Below are 22518 nucleotides of genomic sequence, written 5' to 3'. Positions count from 1 at the left end.
ACGATTCGGCCGAACGGCCGATATGACCACTCCTCCGCGAGGCTTAGGCTCGGGGACCGTGGGAGAGACGAACCGGCTGATCTACTGGGTCAAAAGACTCAGCGAGATCGCTTTGATCGGCTGGCTCGTCCTGCTCCTGCTGATCGACGTGATGGTGGTCTCGGCCATCATGTCATCGAGGGGCGGCCTCAACCCGGCGATGCTGCTGAGCCCCGTGTGCGGCCTGGTGGGCGTCGTGGCGGTGGCGCGACGCCGCCGCTGGCGGGTCGGCGGACTCGTCACCCTGCTGACGGTGTCGTTCCTGTCGTCCCTGATCATCGGGATCACCAACGGCGACGGCAGTCCCGGCGTGGCCGAGATCGGGTCGCTGCTGGTCCTCACCGTCGGCGGGCTGCGCGCGATCGAGCCGGTGCGGCGGGCCGCACTGTTCTCCCTGGCGACGATGATCGTGCTCGAAACCTCCTCCGTCCGCCTGAACTTCATGAGCGAGGAACCGGCGACGGCCTCGGGCTTCCTGCTCTTCGTCTGCTGGTCCTTCGCCGCCGGTATCGGCGCCTACCTCCGCTTCCAGCTGGAGCGCCGCAGGGAGGCCGTCGACACGGTACGGCGGTCCGAACGCCTGGAGTTGGCCAGGGAGCTGCACGACCTGGTCGCCCACCACATCACCGGGATCGTGGTGCAGGCCCAGGCCGCCAAGGTCGTCGCCGAGCAGAAACCCGAGGCGGTGGTCCCCTCCCTGGAGGCGATCGCGAACGCGGGGGCCGACGCGCTGACCTCGATGCGCCGCCTGGTCAGCGTGCTGCGCGCGGAGGACGGGGCCGCCCGCTCACCGGGCAGCACCCTCATGGACATGCGCACGATGGTCGAGCGTTTCTCCGCCGCGGGCCCCCAGGTCACCTTCGACATCGGCCAGGGCATCGCCGAGGGCACCGTCGCCCCGGAGGTGATGACCACCCTCCACCGGGTCCTTCAGGAGTCGTTGACCAACGTCCGCAGGCACGCCCCGGGCACCGACTGGGTCGAGGCGGACCTGAAGCTCACCGACGGCTCCGACCTGCGTGCCTGGGCCGAGAGCGTACGCGTGAATACGGGGAACGACCAGGATCCGCGGGCCCGGCGCACCACCTCCGCCCCAACGGGCGCCCCGCCTCGTGAAGGTACCTCGCCCATCGGGGGCGCCGTGCGGCTGCGGGTGCGCAACTACGGCTCGATGGCCGACGTCAGGGTCGCCCGTCTCGGCGGCGGGTTCGGGCTGGTGGGCATGGCCGAGCGCGTCGAGGCTCTCGGCGGACGCCTCCTGGCCGGCCCCACCCCCTCCGGGGCCTGGGAGGTGGCGGCGGAGTTTCCCCTCTGACCCCGCCCCCTCCTGAAGAACGGGCTAGTGGCTGGCGAGGAAGGCGAGCAGGTCCTGACGGGTGATCAGGCCGACGGGCTTGCCGTCGTCGAGGACGACCGCGGCGTCGGCCTTCTCCAGTGCCTCGACGGCGATGGAGACCGGCTCCCCCGCGCCGATCGTCGGCAGCGGCTGCGACATGTGGGCGGCCAGCGGGTCGGTCGGCCGCACCCGCCCCCGGTACAGGGCGTCGAGCAGATCGCGCTCCAGGATCGAGCCGACCACTTCGGCGGCCATGACCGGCGGCTCCTCCTTCATCACCGGAAGCTGCGACACCCCGTACTCGCGCATGATCGAGATGGCCGTGTCGACCGACTCGTGCGGGTGGGTGTGCACGAACTCCGGCATGCCGGAGCTCTTCTGGGTCAGCACGTCCTTGACCAGGCCCTCCTCGCTGGAGGTGGTGAGGAAGCCGTAGTCTGCCATCCACTCGTCGTTGAAGATCTTCGACAGGTAACCACGGCCGCCGTCGGGCAGCAGCACCACGATCACGTCGTCCGGCCCGGCCCGCTCGGCCACGCGCAGCGCCGCGACCGTCGCCATGCCGCAGGAGCCGCCCACCAGCAGCGCCTCCTCACGGGCCAGGCGGCGGGTCATGTTGAAGGAGTCCTTGTCGGAGATCGCGATGACCTCGTCGCAGATCGTGGTGTCGTAGTTGGCCGGCCAGATGTCCTCGCCGACGCCCTCCACCAGGTACGGCCGCCCGGTGCCGCCGGAGTAGACGGAACCCTCGGGGTCGGCCCCGATGATCTTGACCCGGCCGCCGGAGACCTCCTTGAGGTAGCGGCCGGTGCCGCTGATCGTGCCTCCGGTGCCGACGCCCGCCACGAAGTGGGTGATCCTGCCCTCCGTCTGGTCCCAGATCTCCGGGCCGGTGGAGTGGTAGTGACTTTCGGTGTTGCGCGGGTTGGAGTACTGGTCGGGCTTCCAGGCGTTCGGCGTCTCCCTGGCCAGCCGGTCGGAGACCGAGTAGTAGGAGTCGGGGTGGTCGGGGGAGACCGCCGTCGGGCAGACCACGACCTCGGCACCGTAGGCGCGCAGAACGGAGATCTTGTCCTGGGCCACCTTGTCGGGCACCACGAACAGGCAGCGATATCCCCGCTGCTGGGCCACGATGGCGAGGCCGATCCCGGTGTTACCCGAGGTGGGCTCCACGATCGTGCCCCCGGGCCGCAACTCTCCCGACTGCTCGGCGGCGTCGATCATCCGGACCGCGATGCGGTCCTTCACCGACCCTCCAGGGTTGAAATACTCCACCTTTGCCAGCACTTGAGCGGAAATGCCCTCTGTCACCTTGTTCAGTCGGACGAGAGGGGTGTTGCCCATCAGTTCGACAAGCGAGTCATGTACGCGCACCGGGATATCACCTCGAAATACCAAAGCTCGGTCGGCTTGTTGTCGTAATCGCCGCGATCCCCGTAGGGGTGGCAGGGACTCGGCTGTGTCACCAAAGGCAACGCTACCGCCCCGTACGGAGGGAGCAACGCCACGTGAGCTGGACACCGGGTACGGCGCGAGTCGCCCGCCGCGTCGCCGCGGCGGCCGCTCTGGGTGGAGGGGGCCTCACCGCGCTCGGCGTGGCGACCTACGGCCTGCTGCTGGCCGAGGCACTGGTGGCCCGCCGCACCGTCGGCCGCCCGCACGGCATGGAGGGACCGCCGTCGGACGGGGTGTACGGGGCCTTCCACGGCGAGCCCGTCAGGATGGTCATGCTCGGCGACTCCACCTCCGTCGGGCTGGGCACCTCCGAACCCGCGGAGACACCCGCCGTGCTGATCGCGAACGGGCTGGCCGTGATCGCCGAGCGGCCGGTGCGGCTCACCGTGACGGGCAGGTCGGGAGCGACCTCCGCGGAGCTGGGCGAGCAGGTGGACAAGGCGTTGAAGGCCAGGCCCGAGATCGCGGTGATCTTCATCGGGGCGAACGACGTCACCTCGCAGAGCAGGCCCGCCCAGGCCGTACGGCACCTGCGCAAGGCGGTCGAACGGCTGCGGGAGGCGGGGGCGGAGGTGGTCGTGGGCACCTGCCCCGACCTGGGCACGGTCCGGCCGATCGCGCAGCCTCTGCGCTGGGTGACGCGGCGATGGAGCCGCCAGCTCGCCGCCGCGCAGACCGTCGCCGTGGTCGAGGCGGGCGGGCGGACGGTGGCCTTCGCCGACCTGCTGGGGCCGGAGTTCGACACGAACCCCACGGAGATGTTCGGCCTTGATCGTTTTCACCCATCTACCCAAGGCTATCTCCAGATCGCCTACGCGGTGCTACCTTCCGTATGCAGTGCGTTGGAACTCTGGCCCGAGCCCCGGGTCCGGCGCACTGAGTCGATCTACCTCGCGGCGGCCAAGGCCGCGGAGGAGCCCGGCGCCGAGGTCTCCGCGACCCGTGTCGCCGGGCGAGCGACCGGACCTCACGGACGGTGGGTGACCATACTCGGCCGAAGGCCGTGGATGCGGCCCAACGACGCCTGAACACGGTCACCCTCCGCTGCGAAGCCGTAACGCCTCGCCCGCATTGGAGTGGAATACCCGTGATCCGGCCCCTCGCGAAACCGGCCCTGGTGCTCGCCGGAGCTTTGACCCTGGGCGGCTGCTCCGGCACTGAAGCGGCCACCCCCGACCATCCCACCTGGCACAACACCGAGGTGAACGCGGTCAGCCGCACCACCGCCGCCGGCGGCGTCGCCACGACGACCTCGATGAAGCCCGACGGCACGCTGGAGACGGTCGCCCTCGACCTCGCCACGGGCAGGAAGCTGTGGGCCCACCCCTCGACCATGGCGGGCCGCCTGCCGGGCATGGGGGTGCCCGCCCCCGCGATCGTCGAGACCTCCACCGGACAGACCGTCGCGGTGACCATCGACCCCGCCAGACGGGGCCGGTGGAAGGCCACGCTCGTCGGCCTGGACGCCAGGACCGGGGCCCGCAGGTGGCGTCGCCCGGTGCACTCCACCTTCGGCCCGCAGCGGTGCGGGGCGTTCGTGTGCGTGTCCGAGAACACCGCGCTCGCGAGCGCCCGCGTCGTCGTCCTCGATCCGGCCACCGGCAAGGCCATATGGAAGATCCCCGGCATCGCCGAGGCCGAGTGGTCCGACGCCTCGCGCGTGGTGTTCCTCCGCCTCGCCCGCCACCCCGTGCTGGAGTCGCACGACCTCAAGAGCGGCAAGGTCATCTGGCGACTCCCCGTCGAGCAGCCCCTCGGCGCCGGAGTCGACCTGTCGGGGGGGTGGTCCTTCGGCGCGACGGCGGGAAACCTCGTCGGATACGTCGCCCCCTACACCAATCCGAAGACGAGCAAGGTCTCCGCCTTCGGCCTGTTCTCCGTCAAGCTCTCCGACGGCACGGTCAACTGGATGCGCCCGTCGGTGGTCCGCGTCTATCCCAGCGGCAGTCCCGGCTTCGCCCCGGTGGTCCGCCCGGTCGACCAGGAGGGCCGGTACGGCGGTTTCGCCAGACTGGAGGCCGAGAGCGGCCGGGTGCTCGGCCAGATCTCCGCCGAGCAGGTGCCCGAGGCGGGCTGGTGGCTCGCCTTCCCGCCTCGCATGGAGAAGGTCGGCTTCCTGCGGCACGGCAAGCCGGGTAACGCCTTCGACCTTCCCACCGCCCGCGCCGCCGACGTCAAGGACGAGCGCGCCTGGTCCTTCTGCGTGACCGATCCCAAGCCGCTCGCGATCAAGGGCCAGAACCCCGGCTTCTACTCGGTGGCCTCGCTGTGCGAGTACAGGCTGGCCGACGGCAAGCGGGTGTCCGGCTCGGGTGCCCCGCCCCTCTGGTTCACCGGCAGTCAGAACGGCTGGCGGATGTGGCGTGACGAGAAGGGCGGTCTCCACGGGATCAGGGACGGCGACGGCACCTCCCCCGGCATGTACGGCTGACATCCCCGGCCACCTTCCGGCGTCTTCGGCGGTATCGCGGTCACCCGTCACCGACGGGGCGGCCGGTTCCCGACCGGGCCCCTTCCCGCCTCCGGATGGGAAGGGGCCTCGCGCATCCCGTACAAAGTTCTGTTTCAACGCCCCTGGGCGCGGTTTTGGACATACCGCGCGGTACGCTCCGCAGGAGGAGCAGACACCAACCCAGGAGAGCCACATGCCCGAGGCAGTCATCGTCGCGACCGCGCGCTCGCCCATCGGACGCGCCTTCAAGGGGTCCCTCAAGGACATCCGCCCCGACGACCTGACCGTACAGATCATCCAGGCCGCGCTCGCCAAGGTCCCCCAGCTCGACCCGACCACGATCGACGACCTCATGCTGGGCTGCGGCCTGCCGGGCGGCGAGCAGGGCTTCAACATGGGTCGCGTGGTCGCCACCCTGCTCGGCCTGGACGGCGTGCCGGGCACCACCGTGACCCGCTACTGCTCGTCCTCGCTGCAGACCACCCGGATGGCCCTGCACGCGATCAGGGCGGGCGAGGGGGACGTGTTCGTCTCCGCGGGCGTGGAGTGCGTCTCCCGCTTCGCCAAGGGCAGCTCGGACTCGCTGCCCGACACGACGAACCCGCTCTTCGTCGACGCCCAGGCCCGCTCGGCGAGTGCCGCCGAGGGTGGCAAGGGAGTCTGGCACGACCCGCGCGAGGACGGCCGGATGCCCGACGTCTACGTGGCGATGGGCCAGACGGCGGAGAACCTCGCCGGGCTGAAGGGCGTCTCCCGGCAGGAGCAGGACGAGTTCGGTGTCCGCTCCCAGAACCTGGCGGAGAAGGCCATCGCCAACGGCTTCTGGGAGAAGGACATCACCCCGGTCACCCTGCCCGACGGGACCGTGGCGAGCAAGGACGACGGCCCTCGGGCGGGGACCACCTACGAGGCGGTCTCCCAGCTCAAGCCGGTCTTCCGGCCCGACGGCACGGTCACCGCGGGTAACTGCTGCCCGCTGAACGACGGCGCCGCCGCCGTGATCGTGATGAGCGACACCCGGGCCGCCGAACTCGGCATCACCCCGCTCGCCCGGATCGTCTCCACCGGGGTGACCGGTCTGTCCCCCGAGATCATGGGCCTGGGCCCGGTCGAGGCCTCGAAGCAGGCCCTGGCCAGGGCGGGCATGGCCATCGGCGACGTGGACCTCGTCGAGATCAACGAGGCGTTCGCCGCCCAGGTCATCCCGTCCTACCAGGACCTCGGGATCGACATCGACCGGCTCAACGTCAACGGCGGCGCCATCGCGATCGGGCACCCCTTCGGGATGACCGGCGCCCGCATCACCTCCACTCTGATCAACAGCCTCGCCTTCCACGACAGGTCGATCGGCCTGGAGACCATGTGCGTCGGCGGCGGCCAGGGCATGGCGATGGTCCTGGAACGCCTCAGCTGAACCCTGCCGTACGCGGTGTCGTCGGACACCGCGTACCGGGGGATCTCCCGACGCGGACCACGTCGGCGAGGCGAGCGTGCGACCGAGGTGTGTCCCGGGACGCGGTCAGCCGTGCACGTCGGGGCCGGCTCGGGTGATCGCGATCCTCAGGATCACCCGCCGTTCCCGCTCCATCGCGGCCCGGTAGTCGTCCCAGTCTGGGTGCTCGCCGGAGATGTCACGGTAATAGCTGACAAGGAGATCCATCGCCTCGGGTAGGGAGACGATCTCCGCGACGCCGTCGATCTGGATCCACTCACCAAAGAAGGCGTCGGTCGTCACGCAGAGCGAGACCTGCGGGTTCCTGCGGAGGTTGCGTACCTTCGCCGCCGTCTCCCTGGTGCTGACGATCGCGTTCCCCTGCGCGTCGAGCCCCACGGTGACCGGGGAGAGTTGCGGACGGCCGTCGGCGTGCGAGGTCAGCATGACCGCTCGGTGGTTGGCGCGGATGAACCCGCGCGCCTTGTCATGATCCATGACTCCATCATGACCCACGCCGAAGCCCGCACCACCGAGGTGGCACGGGCTTCACGGAGATAGACGGCTTACAGGTGGCGGGTACGGCGGTGCCGCTCGTGCTCGTGCACGATGGCCGCGGCGTAGCCGTGGGTCAGCCCGTGCTCGTTGGCGAGCCAGGTGGCCCGCTCGTCACAGCGAAGGAACGACGGGCCGTTGTCGATGGCTTGAAACCACTCTGGGAGTGCACGTCCGGTGATGTCCGGAACCCTGGCGATCAGCTTGCTCTGCGTCTCCATCGAGTGGTTCAACGACATGGGCACCTCCACGGATAGGCTCCTTTGCTCGACAGTGCATCACGAAAGCCCAGATAGCAAGCCCCGAGATGCTCTCTTCCTTCGTGGTTCGCCCATCCCCCTTTGCCTTCCGTTCACTCATCCGTCGCAGGAAAAAGCGAGAGGGCCCCGCCGGAACACGTCCGGCGGGGCCCTCTCGGCGCTGTCGTCAGTCGCTACTTGAGAAGTAGCTCAGCAGGCGCAGGATCTCCAGGTAGATCCAGACCAGGGTGACGGTGAGGCCGAAGGCCATCAGCCACGAGTACTTCTCCGGAGCCCCGTTCCTCACGCCCTGCTCGACCTGGTCGAAGTCGAGGAGGAGGAAGAAGCAGCCGATGAGGATCGCGGCGATGCTGAACACGTAGGCCAGCGGGCCGCCCGCGCGGATGCCGATGCCGTCCTCGATGAAGAACCCGGCGACCAGGTTGATGAGCATGAGGCCCATCAGGCCCAGCCCAGCGGCCACGACGAACTTGGTGAACTTCGGCGTCACGCGGATGATGCGCAGCGAGTAAACGGTCAGCATGGCGGCGAAGGCCAGAGCCGTACCGACCACCGCCTGGAAGACGATGCCGCTGTACAGATCGTTGTAGACGTGGCTGATCACACCGACGGCGACGCCGTAGGCGACCGAGTAGCCGAGGATCAGAACGGGGTTGGTGCTGGACTTGAACGAGATGACCAGAGCGAGGATCAGGCCGACGATGACACCGGCGATCGCCGCAACCATGCCGAGGTTGAGCACCCAGGCGACCGCCGCCGAGACGACAAGCGTGCCAAGCGTGATGAAACCACGCACGACCACGTCGTCAATCGTCATCGTCCGCTGGGCAGGCGGCGCGTATGACGGCGTGTTGTACATGCCCTGAAGCTGGTCAGGGGTGGGGGTCGGCATGCCCCAGCCTTGCTGCTGGCCCTTGGCCTGCCGACTGAATACGGGGTTCTTGCTCTCCATCGCTGCCTCCACGCTGCGACCTACGCGATCAGCGTATTAGATCGGTTGTCACACGGCCGTATCGTGCTGATGTCCATGTTGTCCAGGCGACCGTACGGCTACCGCCGATGGTGCCAACGAACAGGTGGCGCCTTCGGTTCCCGGGCCTCACATCTGTCTCGCCGCTCGCTCGTCGAAGAGCCGCTGCGACGCCTCGACCTCTTCGAGATTGCGGCGCGCCCACTCGCAGATGCCGGTCACGGCCACCGACAGGTCGCGCCCCATCCTGGTGAGCACGTACTCCACCGTGGGCGGCGAGGTCGGGTAGACGTTGCGCTCGACAATGCCGTCACGCTCCAGGGCCCGTAGCGTCCGGGTCAGCATGCGCTGGTTGATCCCCTCGATCCGCGCCTTGAGCCGGGAGAAGCGCTGGGCCTCGTGCCCCAGCGCCGCGATCACCAGCAGGGACCACTTGTCCCCTATATGACCGATCAACTGCCGGGCGACCCCGTTCGCCCCCAGTACGGACTCCAGGTTCGCCTCGCTACTCATGGTTACTATTTTATACCAGGGATCTATCGAATCCCGACCCTCTCCACTCGACCGAGAATGATCACAGTTATGTAACTCCAAAAGTTTTGCGAGCACATTTGGGAGAGGCCCTCCCGACCGTTCGGCACGGGCCACGCGGAGCCGGATAACACGAAAAGACCCGCGACCACGTTTTCACTGGTCGCGGGCCTTGTTCCGCAGATCACCATGAGTGCCCCCGGAGGGACTCGAACCCTCACTCGAACCCTTTTAAGGGGTTTGCCTCTGCCATTGGGCTACGGGGGCGCCGTAATCATACGTAACGGACCACTCATGCGTAACTGCTCAAGGCAACCGTCGCATCACTTCCGCCGAGAATCTGTGGATCGTCCCGCCTTCGGGGGACCCGGTCAAGGAATAGCACATCGCCGGGAACGGCGAACCCGGAGGTGGGCCTCGTCGGCCACCTCCGGGTTCGGGAGTTCGGTTCACCACGAAGTCCGGGGAGTCTGTTCGCCCTTCGGACGTTCAGTTGCTCGCCGCGGCGCGGAACTCCGTGCGCGGTTCCTCGATCTCTCCGAGAGAAACGGTCTCCCGCTTGAAGAAGAGCGCCAGGGTCCAGTCGGCCGTCACCCGGACCTTGCGGTTGAAGGTGGGAACCCGCGACAGGTGGTAGGTGCGGTGCATGAACCACGCGGCGAGCCCGCGCAGCTTGATCCCGTAGACGTTGGCGACCCCCTTGTGAAGGCCGAGCCCGGCGACGGAGCCGACGTACCTGTGCCGGTAGTCGACCAGCTCCTGCCCGTGCAGGCTCCGGGTGATGTTGTCCGCGAGGACCTTGGCCTGTCGTACGGCGTGCTGCGCGTTGGGCGCGCAGTACTGGCCGGGGTTGGTCAGGTCGGGCACCCCGGCCACGTCTCCCGCCGAGTAGGCGTCCTCGACGCCGACCACGGTGAGACGGGCGGTCGTCTTGATCCTGCCTCGCTCGTCGAGGGGCAGGTCTCCGGCGTTGACGACCGGACTCGGCTTCACGCCGGCGGTCCACACGATGGTGGCCGACTCGAACTCGTCGCCGTCGGAGAGCTTGACCAGGCCGCCCTCGCAGGAATCGAGGCGGGTGTTCATCTTGACCTCGATGCCGCGCTCGCGCAGCTGCTCGGCGGTCCACGCGCCCATCTCGGGGCCCACCTCGGGAAGGATGCGATCGGTGGCCTCGACGAGGATCCAGCGCATGTCCTCGCGGGAGATGTTGCGGTAGTAGCGGGTGGCGTCGACCGCCATGTCCTCCAGTTCGGCGAGCGCCTCGACGCCGGCGAAGCCCCCGCCGACCACGACGAACGTCAGGGCGCGCCTGCGCAGGGCCTCATCGTCGTCGCTCTCGGCCCGGTCGAGGAGTTCGAGCACCCGGTTGCGCAGCGCGATCGCCTCGCCGACCGTCTTGAAACCGATCGCGGCGTCGGCCAGGCCGGGGATGGGGAGCGTACGGGAGATCGATCCGGCGGCCATCACCACGATGTCGTAGTCGATCTCGTGCGGGGTGCCGACGTTGGGGGCGAAGGTGATGGTCTTGGCCGCGTGGTTGACCTTGGAGACCTTGCCGTTGAGGATCGTCGCCTTCGAGAGCACGCGGCGGAGCGGGACGACCACGTGCCGGGGCGAGAGGTTTCCCGCGGCGGCCTCGGGGAGGAAGGGCTGGTAGGTCATGTGGGATTCGGGGGTCAGGACGGTGATGCGCACGCTTCCATCGCGGAGTTCCCTGCGGAGGGTGTGCTGCAGGCGCAGCACGGTGTAGAGGCCGACATAGCCTCCACCCACGACCACGATGTGCTTGGAGTTGCGGTTCACTTCGACACTGTCCTTAGCTTCGAGGCTTGTGAAACCTTTCACAAGGATACGCTCACGCTTCCCATCGCACCAGCCGCCTACCTGGCAAGCTGGTGGTAATTTCCGTCATCAGCTAAAAACATCACTCTTCTCAGGAGAATTCCGATCAATCTTCTCTTTGTGATCGACTTCACAAGCCCCGAAGCACGTTCGCCCTGCTGAAGAGATCGTCGAGCATCTGTGCGGTCACCCGGCCGGTGAAGGTGTTCTGCTGGCTGGGGTGATAGCAGCCGAGAAGGCGCGCGGGATTTCCCTGTGGAGAGGTGATCTCCACCTCGGCACCGTGCCCGAAGGGCGGTCTCGGCCGCGGCAGGGCGTACCCGGCGTCCCTCAGCGCGGGCCAGATCGCCTGCCAGGCGAAACCTCCCAGCGCGACGACCACCCGTACCTCCGCCGAGACCAGGTCGACCTCGCGGGAGAGCCAGGGGAGGCAGGCTGCGCGCTCAGCGGGCTCGGGCTTGTTGGCGGGCGGTGCGCACCGGACCGCGGCCACCATCCGCGCACCGATGAGCCGTTGGCCGTCGTCCGCGCGAAGGCTCGTCTCCTGTACGGCCAGACCCGTCCGGTACAGCGAGGCGAACAGCCAGTCGCCGCTGCGGTCTCCGGTGAAGATCCTCCCGGTCCTGTTGCCGCCGTGCGCCGCCGGGGCGAGCCCGACGATGAGGACCTCGGGCCTCTCGTCGCCCCACCCCGCGATGGGCCGGCCCCAGTAGGTCTCCTCCGCGAACGCCCGCCTTCTCACCGTCGCCACCTCCTCGCGCCACTCCACCAGGCGCGGGCAGGCCCGGCAGACCGACTGCGCGGCCGTGAGCTCCGCGAGGGTACGGCTCTCCCCCGCGAGTTTTCGCACCTCGGCGGGGTCGTGGGCGACGGGGGTGCCGGGCTGGGCGGGGTCACCGGGCCAGCCGGATCCAGGAGGAACGTAGCTCATGTCCTCGATGGTGCCCGACACGGGAGAGCGCCGGGTCCACGCTCGCGATGCCCGGCACGCGAGAGCACCCGGTTCACGCCCTCACGACGTCCGGCACGGGAGCACTCGATTCACGCCCTCGTGTGCCCCGCTCGAGAGCGCCCGGCCCACCTCCAGCCTCAGGGAAGCCCGGAAGGTCGCGTGGGAAAACGAGAAGCGGCGCCCGCTGGGTGCGGGCGCCGCCTGTTTCACTCGGGACGCGACCCGGCGTCAGCCGCCGGGCGCGCTACCTCGACCTACCGTGTCCTCAGGAAGAGGTCTCGGTGACGGCCGGAGTGGGGGTGGGGGTGACGCTGGGGGTGGGGGTCGGCGTCGGGGTCGGCTTCGGGGGGTGCTTGCAGAAGACCTTGCCGACCGCGGTGCCGGTGGTCGGGCCACCGGAGATCTCGATCGCGCGCTTGGACTCGCCGGAGGCAGAGGCGCTCCAGCTGTCGGACACGCTCTGGCTCTGCGAGCCGTAGCCACTGAAGTGGGCGTACTTCCAGTCGCCCGCCACACCGTCGCTGATCCAGCGGTACCTCACGGTGGTGCGGCCGCTCGCGCCGATCGTGCCGGTGAAGGTGCGGGTCGTCGGGCAGGTGCCCGCGTAGAAGGACGGACCGTCCACGGACGCCCAGACCTTCGGCGACGTGTCCTTGCACCAGATCTTGAAGTGGACGCGGTTGGAGGACGCCTTCACCGGGCCGACGACCTGCAGCACGGCCCAGCCCCTGAAGTCCTCACCGGGCTTGATCACGTGGACGACCTTGCGCGAGCCGTTGACGCGGACGGCGTCACGCTCGACGACCTCGCCGTTGACGACCCAGCGGTAGTGCACCCAGCGGGTACCGGTGGCGGTGATGCGACCGATCAGGGCAGCCTGGCAGTTGCCCTCGTCGACCCACGCGTCGGCGTCGACGCGGCGGGGAACGACGACCTCTTCCTTGTCGCCGTTGGAGCCACAGGTGACCGAGAAGTGGCCCTTCGAGGAGGTGGCGCCACGCGGGGACAGGACCTGGATGGCCTGCCAGCCCTTGACGTTGCCCTTGAAGGTGGACTTCTCCTTGACCGTGAAGCTCTTGACGCCCTTGCCGCGGAAGGTGAAGGACTTCACCTTGCTCTTCGAGCCGTCACCGTGCAGCCACCGGTAGGCGACCGTGGTCTTGCTCTTGACGGCCTTCACCTTGATCTTCGAGGAGAAGGTCACGCCGACGGGGCACTCACCCTTGTACTTCGAGGGCGATGCCTTGGGGGTTCCGACAGAGACGGCCGGCTTCGGCTTGCCGGCGGCCGAGGCCACCGTACCCGCCTGGCTCGAACCACTGGCCGCCGCTGCGGGCGTGGCCAGCATGCCTACTGCCATCGTCGCCAGCATGGCCGCGCTGGCTCCTGCTGCGGCTAGCTTGGTGGCTAGTCCGGACTTCATGAGGGGATGCTCCGTTCGTTGGGAAGCAAGATTGCTCGGGAGACGGTTGCCGCCCCGACAACAGCTGTGCCGGGCCCTACGGCAAAGCCTCACTAAAGCTTCTTTACCTAACCATAAACGGGAAGCTTTCCTCAATACTCCCTAAACGGGTTAATTGTCTAGATCTCGCTACGAGTCAGCAATCGACCACGCGATGCCATCGAGGATGTCGTGCTCGCTGGCGACCACATCTCCGAAGCCGTAGCGGGTCACTATTCGGTCCAGGATGAGCGCCCCCGCCCCGATCACGTCGACCCTTCCCGGGTGCATGAGGGGAATCGCAGCCCGCCGTTCAACGGTCATTCCAAGCAAGCGCTTGGCGACGTCATGCACCTGACCTGCAGAAATTCGCGAGTGGTGAATTTTCTTCGGATCGTATTCCGGCAGCTCAAGCGCTATTCCGGCAACGGTGGTCACGGATCCCGCGAGCCCGACCATCGTCAGCGCCCGCTCCACGGGCACCTCGGCCGCGACCCGGTCGAGCGCGTCGTCGATGTCGGCGGTCATCGCCTCGACCGCCTCCGCCGACGGAGGGTCGCCCGCGTCGCGCAGGTGGCGCTCGGTCAGCCGGACGCACCCGATATCGACCGAGAGCGCGGCCTCCACGTGCGTCGAGCCGAGCACGAACTCGGTCGAGCCGCCACCGATGTCGACCACGAGGTACGGAGGGCGGGTGCCCTCGGGGGCGGGCAGGCCCGTCTCCTCGGAGAAGCGCACCAGATCGCGGGTGGCCCCGACGAACGACAGCTCCGCCTCCTCCGCACCGGTGATCACCTCGGGCTCCACGCCGAAGATGTCGCGTACGCCGTCCACGAAGTCCTGCCGGTTGGCGGCGTCTCTCGTCGCGCTGGTGGCGACCACGCGGACCGAGGAGGCTCCGAGCCCGCCGATGAGGCCCGCGTAGCCGCGCATGGCGGCGAACGTACGCTCCAGGGCCTCCGACGCCAGCCTGCCGGTCCTGTCGACCCCCTGGCCCAACCGGACGATCTCCATCCGGCGCTCCAGGTCGATCAGCCTGTCCCTGCCGACGTCGGCGACGAGCAGGCGGACGGAGTTGGTGCCACAGTCGATCGCGGCGACGCGGATCACTCTGTCTCCTTCGAGGTCGGTGCCGCGGCCTCGGCACACGGGGCTACGGGTGGGTCGACGCACGGCCCGGCGGACCACCAGTCGCCGAGCGCGTCGAGGGCCTCGCGGCCGAAGGGGTTGCCGCCCGGCACCGCGAGCTCGTGCCCGACCAGGGCGTGCAGGCACTTAACTCGGGTAGGCATGCCCCCGGTGCTCTGCATGTCACGGGGCAGCGGCTCCAGGCCATCCTCGGCGGCCGCCCTGTCGCGACGCGCCACATAGTCGTCGTGTGCCGCCCGGTACGCCTCGGCCAGCTCCGGATCCTCGGCGAGCCTGGCCTGCATGTCCCGCATCATCCCCGAGGTCTCCAGCCTGCCGATGGCCGAGGCGGCCCTGGGGCAGGTGAGGTAGAACAGGGTCGGGAAGGGCGATCCGTCGGGCAGCCTCGGGGCGGTCTCGACGACGTCGGGAAGCCCGCACGGGCAGCGGTGCGCCACCCTCCGCAGTCCTCGCGGCGTCCGGCCGAGCTGTCGCTCCACCGCCGCCACGTCGCGGTCGTCAACCATTCGTGGACACCCCCCTGAAAGACGACAACCAGGGTATCGGCGTCACCCGGCGGACTTGGCCGCCTTCTGCCCCCCGCCGCTGTCGGCGGCCTTGACCGAGTCCCACAGCGTCTCGTACCACGGCGGCCTGGCCACGGCCTTGCGCTCACCCGTCGTGCCCTTACCCGGCGAGGGTGAGCCCCCCATGACGACGTAGCACTTCTGCCCTGGATCGCAGTAGAAAAGACGCTCCCTGCCCTGCCGCTTGATGAAGCCGGGGTCGAGGAGCTGCTTGGAGCGGTCGTCAAGGGCCTTGATCGCGGCGATCTCCCTCGCCTTCTCCTGCTCCAGCTGGGCGATCTGGCGGCGCTGGGCGACGTACTCCCTGATGGGGTAGGCGAGGCTCATCGCGATCGCGCACACCACGATCGCGAGCACCGCGGCCCGTCCCGTCAACTGTGGTCGTGCCGCCATGCGTCCTCCTCCGTCTCCACGCTCCGTACCGACGCTCGTCCGCGGTGTGGCTCGCGCCCGGATCCGGGCGCGAGCCGCCAGAAGAAACTACCGCCGGAAGCGCGGGAACGCGGCGCGACCCGCGTAACGGGCCGCGTCGTCCAGAAGCTCCTCGATGCGGAGCAACTGGTTGTACTTGGCCACCCGGTCGGAGCGGGCCGGGGCGCCGGTCTTGATCTGGCCGCAGTTGGTGGCCACGGCGAGGTCGGCGATCGTGGTGTCCTCGGTCTCGCCCGAGCGGTGGCTCATCATGCAGCGGTAACCGCTGCGGTGGGCCAGGTCCACGGCGTCGAGGGTCTCGGTCAGGGTGCCGATCTGGTTCACCTTGACCAGCAGCGCGTTCGCGGTGCCCTCGGCGATGCCGCGGCCCAGACGCTCGGGGTTCGTCACGAACAGGTCGTCACCGACCAGCTGGACCTTGTCCCCCAGCGCGCGGGTGATGGCGTTCCAGCCCTCCCAGTCGCTCTCGTCCAGCGGGTCCTCGATGGAGACCAGCGGGTAGTTGGCGACCAGGTCCTCGTAGAAGGCGATCAGCTCGGTCGCCGACAGGCCCTTGCCGTCGATGGTGTAGACGCCGTCCGAGTGGAACTCGGAGGCGGCCACGTCCAGGGCGAGCCCGATGTCCTCGCCCGCGACGTATCCGGCCTTCTCGATGGCGACCAGGATCAGGTCGAGCGCGTCACGGTTGGAGGGCAGGCTCGGCGCGAAGCCGCCCTCGTCGCCGAGGCCGGTGGCGTACCCCTTCTCCTTGAGGACGGACTTGAGGGCGTGGTAGACCTCGGTGCCCATCCGCACGGCCTCGCGGAACGTCTCCGCCCCGATCGGGGCGATCATGAACTCCTGGATGTCGACGTTGCTGTCGGCGTGCGCGCCGCCGTTCAGGATGTTCATCATCGGCACCGGCAACACGTGCGCGTTCGGACCGCCGAGGTAGCGGAAGAGCGGCAGCTCGGCGCTCTCCGCGGCGGCCTTGGCCGCGGCGAGCGAGACACCCAGGATCGCGTTGGCGCCCAGACGGGCCTTGTTGGGCGTGCCGTCGAGGTCGATCATCACCTGGTCGATGCTGCGCTGCTCGGCGGCGTCGAACCCGAGGATCTCGTCGGCGATCTCGTCGGTCACACCGAGAACGGCCTTCTCGACACCCTTGCCGCCGTAGCGCTCGTCGCCGTCACGCAGCTCGACGGCCTCGAACTGGCCGGTGGACGCGCCGCTGGGAACCGCGGCACGCCCCTGGCTGCCGTCGTCCAGGAGGATGTCGACCTCAACCGTCGGGTTGCCCCGGGAGTCAAGGATCTCTCGGGCGGTAACGCCCTCGATGGAAGCCACGAAGCGCTCCTAAAGTCGCAGGACAGTTTGCCTCGGAAGCCTATCGAGATCCCCATACCGACACGGCGACCGGGCCACCGCCGAACAATGTTCGCGCAATTTCCATACAAACCTCCCACCATGCCCCACCGCCACCATGCCCCACCCCCATCAAGAACCGCCCCAAGAACATGCCTGCCTCAACCGGGGTAACCGCCACCAAATGGCTCACCGCCGCATCCCAACAAGCCCCGGGAACACCCCCCAAGGACCCCTGAGGACACGCCCAACCCGCCTTTCCTCGCGGGACTACCCCGTGAGGCCGCGCCGGCGACTGGACTGAGGAGAGGGAGGTCGTGAGGAACGAGCGACCTTCCTCGACGAGGGAAGGAGCCGGACAAGAGCGGCCTCACCGCGACGCGAAGCGTCGCTTATAGGCACGCGCGACGGCCCGCAGTTCGGCCTCCGGGTCGAGTCCCGCCGCCTGAGCCTGCCGTACGAGCTCGAAGAGCCTCGCGCCCACACCGTCGGCGGGGACCCCCTCGGGAAGGGCCACCGAGGCTCCGACGCCCTCGGTGCGGCGCAGGAGCTGCGCGACGAGGGAGAGCGCCGGCTGACCCATCGGGACGCCGTCGACGACCGAACCGGGGTCGCCACCGTTCTTGGCCGCGCGCTCGGCGGCCTTGATGGTCTCCCAGTTGGCGCTGACCTCCCCCGCGCCCTCGACCCGGGTGTCGGCGAAGACGTGCGGGTGGCGGCGGACGAGTTTGGCGACGATGCCCTCGGCCACGTCGTCGATGTCGAACCCTTCCGGCCCCTCCGCGGCGACCCGCGCGTGGAAGGCGACCTGCAGGAGCAGGTCGCCCAGCTCCTCGCGCAGCGCCGCGCGGTCGCCCTCCTCGATCGTCTCCAGGACCTCGTAGGCCTCCTCGATGAGGTACGGGGCGAGGGACTCGTGGGTCTGGCGGGCGTCCCACGGGCATTCGACCCGGAGCCGGTCCATCACCGAGACCAGGTCGAGCAGTCGCGCGCCCGGCAGGTCGTACGAGCCCGGCACGACCTCGATCACCGGCGGGTCGTCGAGCGCCACCGCGGCGTAGCCGATGGAGCGCATCAGCGCCTCGTCGGCCTCCAGCCACACGACGGTCCCCGAAACGGCCTCGCGGACCAGCGCGGCCGGGTCGCAGGCGACCACCTCGACCTCGACCCCCGCCTCCGCCAGGTACGGCAGGTGCGGGTGGTCGGCGGACCCGGTGCGCACCGGGCCCTCCTCAAGGACCTGCCACGCGCGGCGGCTGAGCAGTCCGGGAGCGACCCGGGGCGAGGTGGTGACGACGATCAGCGACATGCCGGAGGCTACTGCTGCGGCGGCGCGAGCGGCGCGTCGGCGGGGCCGGGAGCGCCGACGGTGCCGAAACGGCCGGCGTCGGCGAAGACGCCCGGCTGCTGCTCGCTCCGCTCCTCGTTCAGCTTGCCGTACCTGGGGTTCCAGGTGATCGGCGTCGCCTGGAGGTCCTTGATCGCCTGCTGCTGGCCTCGCTGGATGGCGGCCTCGTCCGTACCGCCGCCGTACTTGGCGACGAGCTTGCTGACCATCACCTGCGACTTCAGGAACTCACGTGCCTGCGAGGGCGCCACGGCCTGCTGGAGCATCTGCTGCTCGAACTTCTCCTGACCGCCCTGGCCCGCGATCACCTGGTCGACCTCGCCCTCGGTGACCGTGATGCCCTTGCTCGTCGCGACCTGCGCGTACTGCTTGGCGTTGGCCAGCTGGAAGAGCACGAGCTGCGGGACGCTGTCCTGGAACTGCAGCTGCGAGGAGGAGAGGCCGGCCTTGGCCAGCGCCGCCTCGTACTCCCGCACGTTCCTGTCCAGCTCGCCCGAGCTGATGCGTTCCCCGCCCACGATGGCCGCGGCACCGGCCTGGTTCGGAGAGCAGGCGGTCAGCGCGACACCGACGGCGGCGACCGCAAGGATGACGCGGATTCGAGTCGACTTCACATGCTTTCCTTTCACAACAAACGCCGCTTACTCTACCCGCACGGTTTCGAGGAACATCGCCTCGACAAGATCACCGCACCACTTGAGCAGATCCAGGTCGCGCAGCGGCTGGCCGCCGAGGGGCCTGGTCTTGGGCACCGGCACCAGCAACGTACCGGCCGCCTGCTTCAGCAGCGCCTTCGGGTAGAGCCTTTGCAGCCTGACCTGCTGGGAGTCCTTCAGGTCCACCGGCGCGAACCTGATGTTCTGCCCCTGCAGGGTGACGTCGGTGAGCCCGGCGCGGCGGGCACGGACGCGGAAGCGGGCGACCTCCAGCAGGTTCTCCACCTGCTGGGGCGGCCGTCCGTACCGGTCGACGAGCTCGTCGCGCACCGCGCCGATGTCGGAGTCCGAGCCGATCGCGGCGATCCGCTTGTACGCCTCCAGCCGCAGCCGCTCCGAGGTGACGTAGTCGTGCGGGATGTGGGCGTTGATCGGCAGCTCGACCTTGACGTCGGGCCGCTCCTCCTCCTGGTAGGTGCCCGCCAGCTTCGCCTTCTGCTCCTGCACCGCCTCGGCCATCATGCGCACGTACAGGTCGAAGCCGACGCCCGCGATGAAGCCCGACTGTTCGGCGCCCAGGATGTTGCCCGCGCCACGGATCTCCAGGTCCTTCATCGCCACGTACATGCCCGCGCCCATCTCGGTGTGCTGGGAGATCGTGGCGAGGCGTTCGTGGGCGGTCTCGGTGAGCGGCTTCTCCGGCGGGTAGAGGAAGTAGGCGTAGCCGCGCTCGCGGCCCCGGCCGACCCGGCCGCGCAGCTGGTGGAGCTGGGACAGGCCGTAGTTGTCGGCCCGGTCGACGATGAGGGTGTTGGCGTTGGGCACGTCCAGGCCCGACTCGACGATCGTGGTGCAGACGAGCACGTCGAAGTCACGCTCCCAGAAGCCCACCATGATCTTCTCCAGCTGGTGCTCCTGCATCTGGCCGTGCGCGACGGCGACCCTCGCCTCGGGTACGAGTTCGCGCAGCATGGCCGCGACCTTGTTGATGCTGGCCACGCGGTTGTGGACGAAGAAGACCTGGCCGTCGCGCATCAGCTCGCGCCGGATCGCGGCGCCGATCTGCTTCTCGTCGTACGGGCCGACGAAGGTGAGGATCGGGTGCCGTTCCTCGGGCGGGGTGAGGATCGTGGACATCTCCCTGATGCCGGTGAGGCCCATCTCCAGCGTGCGGGGGATCGGGGTGGCCGACATGGCCAGCACGTCGACCTGGGTGCGCAGGTGCTTCATCGCCTCCTTGTGCTCGACGCCGAACCGCTGCTCCTCGTCGATGATGATCAGGCCGAGCTGCTTGAACCTGACCTCGGGCGAGAACAACCGATGCGTGCCGATCACGACGTCGACCGAGCCCTCCCGCAGCCCCTCCATGGTCACGGAGACCTCGCCGTCGCTCTGGAACCGCGACAGCGGCCTGACGTTCAGCGGGAACCCGGAGAACCGCTCGGCGAAGGTCGACATGTGCTGCTGCACCAGCAGCGTGGTCGGCACCAGGACCGCCACCTGCTTGCCGTCCTGCACGGCCTTGAACGCCGCCCGCACCGCGATCTCCGTCTTGCCGTAGCCGACGTCGCCGCAGATCAGCCGGTCCATCGGGATCGGGCGCTCCATGTCGCGCTTGACCTCGTCGATCGCCTCCAGCTGGTCGCCCGTCTCGGCGTAGGGGAAGGCGTCCTCCATCTCCCGCTGCCAGGGGCTGTCGGGCGCGAAGGCGTGTCCCGGCGAGGCCATCCGGGCGGAGTACAGGCGGATCAGCTCTCCGGCGATCTCCTTGACCGCCTTCTTCGCCTTGGTCTTCGCCTTGGCCCAGTCGGCGCCGCCCATCCGGTTGAGCGTGGGCGACTCGCCGCCGACGTAGCGGGTGACCTCGTCGAGCTGGTCGGTCGGCACGTAGAGCCGGTCACCCTTGGCGTACTCGATCACCAGGTATTCGCGGGTGGCGCCCTGCACGGTCCGCTGCACCATCTCGATGTAGCGCCCCACGCCGTGCTGCTCGTGCACGACGTGGTCGCCGACCTTGAGCTGGAGCGGGTCGACCATGTTGCGGCGCCGGGAGGGCAGCCGCCGCATGTCCTTGGTCGACGCCTTCTGGCCCACCAGGTCCAGGTGGGTCAGCACAGCGAGCGTCGGGGTCACAAACCCGTGCTCGACCAGGCCCGTGGTGACGTGGACCACCTTCCTGTCCGGCACGGCGTCGAGGCCCGGCTCCAGGCGCGCGGGCAGGTCGACACCCTTGAGCAGCTCGACCATGCGCTCGGCGGGGCCGTGGCCCTCGCTCAGCAGGACGACGACCCGGTCGGAGTCGAGCCAGCCCTTGATGTCGGACAGCGCCCGCTGAGTGTCGCCACGGTAGGACTCGACCTCGTTCGCCCGCAGCGCCGTACCCCCGCCGGGTCCCTCGGCGGCGTCACCGTCGGCGTCGGCGCCGAACGGCGCGAGCGACCACCAGGGCCGGCCGAGCCGCCGCGCGTGGTCGCGGACCTCCTCCAGGTCGCGAAAGGCCGCCGCGCCCAGGTCGATCGGCGCCTCGCCGCCGGAGGCAGCGTTGATCCAGGACGCCTCCAGGAACTCCTGACTCGTCCGCACCAGCTCGTCGGCGCGCCCCCGGATCCGCTCCGGGTCGCACACGAAGATCGCCGACTGGCTCGGCAGGTGGTCGACGAGCAGGTCCATCTCCCCGGCGAGCACGGGCGCGAACGCCTCCATGCCCTCCACCGGCACACCCTCGGCCAGCTGCTCCAGGGTCTCCACCAGCGAGGGATGCGCCTCGGCGAGCTCCCTCGCCCTCTCCCTGACGTCGTCGGTCAGCAGCAACTCGCGGCAGGGGGCGGCGAACAGCCCGTCCTCGGCCACCTCCAGCGAGCGCTGGTCGGCGACCTTGAACCAGCGGATCTCCTCGACGGTGTCGCCCCAGAACTCCAGCCGGAGCGGGTGCTCCTCCGTGGGCGGGAAGACGTCGAGCAGGCCACCCCTCACCGCGACCTCGCCGCGCTTCTCCACCATGTCGACCCGGTGGTAGCCGTTCTCCACGAGACTGTGGACGACGCTGTCGAGGTCGGCGTCGTCCCCTGCGCGCAGCCGTACCGGCCGCAGGTCGCCCAGCCCTCGGACGATCGGCTGGAGCAGCGCCCTGATCGGCGCGACGACCACGTGCAGCGGCCCCGCCGAGTGGTCGCCCTCGACCGGATGGGCGAGCCTGCGCAGCACCGCCAGGCGCTGCCCCACGGTGTCGCTGCGCGGCGACAGGCGCTCGTGCGGAAGCGTCTCCCAGGCGGGGAAGACCGCGACGGTGCTCTCGTCCAGGAGGCTGGTGAGGGCCGAGGCGAGATCCTCGGCCTCGCGCCCGGTGGCGGTCACCGCCAGGACGGTCCTCGCCTCCCCCTTGGCGCCCTCCCTGGCCAGCGCCGCCACCGCGAAGGGGCGCAACGCCGGCGGCGCGACCAGCGATACGTCGGACGAGTCGCCCCCGCGCACGTCCTGAAGAAGGGAAGCCAGCTCAGGCTCCCCGGCGACAAGGTCCAGAAGTCCGGAAAGACTCATCAGATTCGCCCACAGCCCCACGACGGCAACACGACAACCCCGGGCCGAGAGAACACGGGGGGTACCCGCCCAAGGGTACCGAATCGTGGACCGGTGCTCCGGCCTTCGGATACGCGGGCCCGCCCACAGCCCCGGCGACCGGCCTGAGGAGCGACCTCACCTCGACGCGCCAACGTCTTCAACGTTAGGGACCACCCGTGAGGCCGCGCCGGCGACTG

19 protein-coding genes and 1 tRNA gene are annotated in these 22518 nt (G+C 69.2%); 4 read left to right on the top strand and 16 right to left on the bottom strand.

Translation table 11 applies throughout. From position 1 onward, the window contains the following. The first annotated feature begins 58 nt into the window (after positions 1-58). On the top strand, positions 59-1354 hold the full coding sequence (locus ABZ664_RS16220; protein WP_362509437.1) for a histidine kinase: 1296 nt from the start codon (positions 59-61) through the stop codon (positions 1352-1354). A gap of 24 nt (positions 1355-1378) precedes the next feature. On the opposite strand, the gene ABZ664_RS16215 is transcribed toward ABZ664_RS16220, so the two are convergent. Continuing rightward, positions 1379-2749, bottom strand: a complete 1371-nt coding sequence (locus ABZ664_RS16215; protein WP_362509434.1) for a cystathionine beta-synthase — start codon at positions 2747-2749, stop codon at positions 1379-1381. A gap of 134 nt (positions 2750-2883) precedes the next feature. On the opposite strand from ABZ664_RS16215, the gene ABZ664_RS16210 reads away from it, so the two are divergent. From ABZ664_RS16210 to ABZ664_RS16200, 3 genes are all read left to right on the top strand, one after another. Continuing rightward, positions 2884-3858 carry an SGNH/GDSL hydrolase family protein gene (locus ABZ664_RS16210; protein WP_362509431.1) on the top strand — a complete coding sequence of 325 codons (975 nt, stop codon included), beginning with the start codon at positions 2884-2886 and terminating at the stop codon, positions 3856-3858. Between the two features lie 59 nt (positions 3859-3917). Beyond that, positions 3918-5261: a PQQ-binding-like beta-propeller repeat protein gene (locus ABZ664_RS16205; RefSeq protein ID WP_362509428.1), complete on the top strand. Its 1344-nt coding sequence runs from the start codon at positions 3918-3920 to the stop codon at positions 5259-5261. 214 nt (positions 5262-5475) lie between these two features. Then, positions 5476-6696: an acetyl-CoA C-acetyltransferase gene (locus ABZ664_RS16200; RefSeq protein ID WP_362509425.1), complete on the top strand. Its 1221-nt coding sequence runs from the start codon at positions 5476-5478 to the stop codon at positions 6694-6696. A 105-nt stretch (positions 6697-6801) separates the two neighbouring features. On the opposite strand, the gene ABZ664_RS16195 is transcribed toward ABZ664_RS16200, so the two are convergent. The 15 genes from ABZ664_RS16195 to mfd form a co-directional block, all read right to left on the bottom strand. After that, positions 6802-7212 carry a PPOX class F420-dependent oxidoreductase gene (locus ABZ664_RS16195; RefSeq protein ID WP_362509422.1) on the bottom strand — a complete coding sequence of 137 codons (411 nt, stop codon included), beginning with the start codon at positions 7210-7212 and terminating at the stop codon, positions 6802-6804. Between the two features lie 68 nt (positions 7213-7280). After that, the gene (locus ABZ664_RS16190) at positions 7281-7508 is read right to left on the bottom strand and encodes a DUF4287 domain-containing protein (protein ID WP_350950018.1); all 228 of its coding nucleotides are present in this window, start codon (positions 7506-7508) and stop codon (positions 7281-7283) included. A 187-nt stretch (positions 7509-7695) separates the two neighbouring features. After that, entirely contained in the window at positions 7696-8481 is a 786-nt protein-coding gene (locus tag ABZ664_RS16185; protein ID WP_362509419.1) for a Bax inhibitor-1/YccA family protein, read from the bottom strand. A gap of 147 nt (positions 8482-8628) precedes the next feature. Next, positions 8629-9012 carry a helix-turn-helix domain-containing protein gene (locus ABZ664_RS16180; RefSeq protein ID WP_362509416.1) on the bottom strand — a complete coding sequence of 128 codons (384 nt, stop codon included), beginning with the start codon at positions 9010-9012 and terminating at the stop codon, positions 8629-8631. Positions 9013-9224: 212 nt separating this feature from the next. After that, positions 9225-9297, bottom strand: a tRNA-Leu gene (locus ABZ664_RS16175). 222 nt (positions 9298-9519) lie between these two features. Beyond that, a complete protein-coding gene (locus ABZ664_RS16170) occupies positions 9520-10836 on the bottom strand; it encodes an FAD-dependent oxidoreductase (protein WP_362509413.1) in 1317 nt (438 codons plus the stop codon). 169 nt (positions 10837-11005) lie between these two features. Then, complete coding sequence (locus ABZ664_RS16165) at positions 11006-11806, bottom strand: uracil-DNA glycosylase (RefSeq protein WP_362509410.1); 801 nt, start codon at positions 11804-11806, stop codon at positions 11006-11008. A gap of 286 nt (positions 11807-12092) precedes the next feature. Continuing rightward, positions 12093-13250, bottom strand: a complete 1158-nt coding sequence (locus tag ABZ664_RS16160) for a hypothetical protein (RefSeq protein ID WP_362509409.1) — start codon at positions 13248-13250, stop codon at positions 12093-12095. 168 nt (positions 13251-13418) lie between these two features. Further along, positions 13419-14378 carry a Ppx/GppA phosphatase family protein gene (locus tag ABZ664_RS16155; RefSeq protein ID WP_362509407.1) on the bottom strand — a complete coding sequence of 320 codons (960 nt, stop codon included), beginning with the start codon at positions 14376-14378 and terminating at the stop codon, positions 13419-13421. Continuing rightward, positions 14375-14923, bottom strand: a complete 549-nt coding sequence (locus ABZ664_RS16150; RefSeq protein WP_362509405.1) for a DUF501 domain-containing protein — start codon at positions 14921-14923, stop codon at positions 14375-14377. Before ABZ664_RS16150 ends, ABZ664_RS16155 begins: the two co-directional genes overlap by 4 nt. A gap of 42 nt (positions 14924-14965) precedes the next feature. Beyond that, positions 14966-15376 carry a septum formation initiator family protein gene (locus tag ABZ664_RS16145; protein ID WP_362509402.1) on the bottom strand — a complete coding sequence of 137 codons (411 nt, stop codon included), beginning with the start codon at positions 15374-15376 and terminating at the stop codon, positions 14966-14968. A gap of 87 nt (positions 15377-15463) precedes the next feature. Further along, complete coding sequence (gene eno / locus ABZ664_RS16140; RefSeq protein ID WP_350950000.1) at positions 15464-16741, bottom strand: phosphopyruvate hydratase; 1278 nt, start codon at positions 16739-16741, stop codon at positions 15464-15466. Between the two features lie 388 nt (positions 16742-17129). Beyond that, positions 17130-18068 carry a MazG family protein gene (locus ABZ664_RS16135; RefSeq protein ID WP_362509398.1) on the bottom strand — a complete coding sequence of 313 codons (939 nt, stop codon included), beginning with the start codon at positions 18066-18068 and terminating at the stop codon, positions 17130-17132. 8 nt (positions 18069-18076) lie between these two features. Beyond that, positions 18077-18721, bottom strand: coding sequence for a SurA N-terminal domain-containing protein (locus ABZ664_RS16130; protein ID WP_362509395.1), 645 nt, complete (start codon positions 18719-18721; stop codon positions 18077-18079). A gap of 27 nt (positions 18722-18748) precedes the next feature. After that, entirely contained in the window at positions 18749-22300 is a 3552-nt protein-coding gene (mfd, locus tag ABZ664_RS16125) for a transcription-repair coupling factor (protein ID WP_362509392.1), read from the bottom strand. Between the last annotated feature and the right edge of the window lie 218 nt (positions 22301-22518).

The sequence above is a fragment of the Streptosporangium sp. NPDC006930 genome (assembly GCF_040635605.1).
In the GTDB taxonomy this organism is placed as follows: domain Bacteria; phylum Actinomycetota; class Actinomycetes; order Streptosporangiales; family Streptosporangiaceae; genus Streptosporangium.
This window is presented reverse-complemented; position numbering and strand designations above follow the sequence as displayed.